This is a genomic window from Pseudomonas sp. (assembly GCF_037994325.1).
Lineage (GTDB): Bacteria > Pseudomonadota > Gammaproteobacteria > Pseudomonadales > Pseudomonadaceae > Aquipseudomonas.
In genome coordinates this window covers 1-2,093 of sequence record NZ_JBBNAH010000373.1, presented here as the reverse complement: position 1 = coordinate 2,093, position 2,093 = coordinate 1, and the positions used below count along the sequence as shown (strand labels likewise).

Genomic DNA, 2,093 nt, shown 5'->3' with positions numbered 1-2,093 from the left:
GAAACGACGCTACAGCTGGCCGCTCTGGACAGTGATTGGCCTTATTGCTCTCGTACTGATTCTGCACATCACCCTGCCCTACGTGGTGCGTGACTACCTCAACGGCAAACTCGCCGATATGGGCGAGTACAAAGGCGAGATCACCGACGTCGACCTGGCCTGGTGGCGCGGCGCGTACCAAATCAATGGGCTGAACATCCGTAAAAAAGAAGACGGCAAAGTACCGGTGCCGCTGCTCGATGCGCCACATATCGACATTGCCGTCAGCTGGCATTCGCTGTGGTACGACCATGCGGTAGTGGCCAAGGTACTTTTCACCCAACCGCAGCTTAACTTTGTCGATGGCGGCACTGATAAGGACGCTTCGCAGACAGGTAAAGGCGTTAACTGGCGCGAACAGCTGGAAAAATTGCTGCCGATTACCCTGGATGAAGTGCGGGTAGTGGATGGCAAGCTGGGCTTTCATAACTTCAGCTCAACGCCGCCGGTGAATATGCAGGCCAGCGAAGTGAATGCCAGCCTGTATAACCTCACCAACGTCGCCGATAGCAACGGCGAGCGGGTCGCGCATTTTGAAGGCAAGGCCTTGCTGCTGGGCCATGCGCCGCTGGAATGCACCATCGTATTTGACCCGTATGAAAACTTTGAAGACTTCAAATTCCGCCTGCGCGCCCGTGACATCGAACTGCGCAAACTCAACGACTTCTCCGCCGCTTACGCCAAGTTCGACTTTAACGCCGGGCATGGCGACTTAGTGATTGAGGCCGACGCGAAAAAGGCCCAGATCAGCGGCTATATCAAACCGCTGCTGCGCGATGTCGATGTGTTCAATTGGCAGCAGGACGTAGAGGACAAAGACAAAGGCTTTTTCCGCTCCGTGTGGGAAGCGTTGGTCGGCGGCAGCGAAACCGTGTTGAAAAATCAGGGCAAGGATCAGTTCGCCACCCGCGTCGAACTTAGCGGCAATGTGCACCAGCAGAACATCAGCGCGTTTCAGGCGTTTTTGGCCATTCTGCGTAATGGTTTTGTGCAGGCCTTTAATGCGCGTTATGAGCGTGGCAAGCCGACGGAGGAATAGGTCGGCCCTAACCAATGGCCGGTTTCTGACAACTTGTCGGCGTGTGACCGCCCATTCAGTGACTGAATGGCGCGTCTGCGTTCACAGTCACGCTGAGCGCGCGTTATAGTCGCGGCCTACATTTATTGAACGCCCTACCCGTTTCGAGGATTTTCCGATGAAGTTCGAAGGCACCCAGGCTTACGTCGCCACTGACGATCTCAAACTGGCAGTGAACGCCGCCATCACCCTGGAACGCCCGCTGCTGGTCAAGGGTGAGCCGGGCACCGGTAAAACCATGCTGGCCGAGCAGTTGGCAGAATCCTTCGGCGCCAAGCTGATTACCTGGCACGTAAAGTCCACCACCAAGGCCCACCAAGGGCTGTATGAGTACGATGCGGTCAGCCGCCTGCGCGACTCGCAGCTGGACAGCGACAAAGTCCACGACGTGCGCAACTACATCAAGAAGGGCAAGCTCTGGGAAGCCTTTGAAAGCGAAGAGCGGGTGATTTTGCTGATCGACGAAATCGACAAAGCCGACATCGAATTCCCCAACGACCTGCTGCAAGAACTCGACAAGATGGAGTTCTACGTTTACGAGACCAATGAAACCATCAAGGCGAAAAAACGCCCGATCATCATCATTACCTCGAACAACGAAAAAGAGCTGCCAGACGCCTTCTTGCGCCGCTGCTTCTTCCACTACATCGCCTTCCCTGACCGCGCCACGCTGCAGAAGATTGTTGATGTGCACTACCCCAACATCAAAAAAGACCTGGTCGCCGAAGCGCTCGACGTGTTCTTTGACGTGCGCAAAGTACCGGGCTTGAAGAAAAAGCCCTCCACCTCGGAATTGGTGGACTGGCTCAAACTCCTGATGGCCGACAACATTGGCGAAGCGGTACTGCGTGAACGCGACCCCACCAAGGCCATTCCGCCGCTGGCAGGCGCCCTGGTGAAAAACGAGCAAGACGTGCAACTGCTTGAACGCCTGGCCTTTATGAGCCGCCGCGCAAGTCGATAAAAACTCAACGGC

The 2,093-nt window shown here is 55.9% G+C and carries 2 protein-coding genes; both read left to right on the top strand.

Annotation, left to right across the window (positions count from 1 at the left end; all coding sequences use genetic code 11):
- On the top strand, window positions 1-1,078 hold a 1,078-nt coding region (locus tag AAAB16_RS12690), incomplete at its 5' end, for a DUF748 domain-containing protein (protein ID WP_340663644.1).
- Window positions 1,079-1,235: 157 nt separating this feature from the next.
- Window positions 1,236-2,081: a MoxR family ATPase gene (locus AAAB16_RS12685; protein ID WP_340663643.1), complete on the top strand. Its 846-nt coding sequence runs from the start codon at window positions 1,236-1,238 to the stop codon at window positions 2,079-2,081.
- Window positions 2,082-2,093: the final 12 nt, after the last annotated feature.

What these genes read in the sequence shown, in the direction of transcription:
- AAAB16_RS12685 (WP_340663643.1), top strand. Translation starts at nt 1,236, where the DNA reads ATGAAGTTCGAAGGCACCCAGGCTTACGTCGCCACTGACGATCTCAAA.